The 495-nt window shown below is 52.3% G+C and carries 1 protein-coding gene; it reads right to left on the reverse strand.

Annotated features, from left to right (window positions below; translation table 11 throughout):
• The coding region (locus tag GVL50_RS28480; RefSeq protein ID WP_159815850.1) for a MobA/MobL family protein at positions 1 to 394 on the reverse strand (394 nt) is incomplete at its 3' end.
• Positions 395 to 495 lie beyond the last annotated feature (101 nt).

The following is a 495-nucleotide window of genomic DNA, read 5'->3' on the forward strand; positions in this document are numbered from 1 at the left end:
CATTCACACGCTGACTCATCATGATATGCGCATGAGGCTGTTCGCCGCCGTCAATGCTCGCTTTCGGATTTTGAATGGCAAAACTCCAGGCGTGCCGTTCGCCAGCTTCCTGACGTACAAAATCCTGCACCAGTTCAAGGCGCTGTTCCGGTGTCAGTTCACGGGGTAATGCCATTTCAAGTTCCCTATAGGTCGAACCGTTCGCACGTTCAAACTGGTCAGCCGCCTGCCAGAAATGGGAAGGATTATCCCTGGCCCATTCCGGCATGTTTCCGTGTGCGGAATATTCCAAATCCTGACGGTCGCGGTATTTCTCTTTGCGCTCGATGTAATCGGCGTGGTTTGCAGCCTGCCCCTTGCCACCAAATTTAACGCTGAGGTGATAGGTTGCCACGGTTTCAGCCCTCTGCAGGAGCGCACTGTTTCTCGACGAAGGAGAGAAACATATAAGTGCGCTTCCTTCTAATTTTACGAATTAGCACGGAAGATACCCCC

The organism is Pseudomonas sp. 18058 (assembly GCF_902706155.1).
Classification (GTDB): Bacteria; Pseudomonadota; Gammaproteobacteria; order Pseudomonadales; family Pseudomonadaceae; genus Aquipseudomonas; species Aquipseudomonas rustica.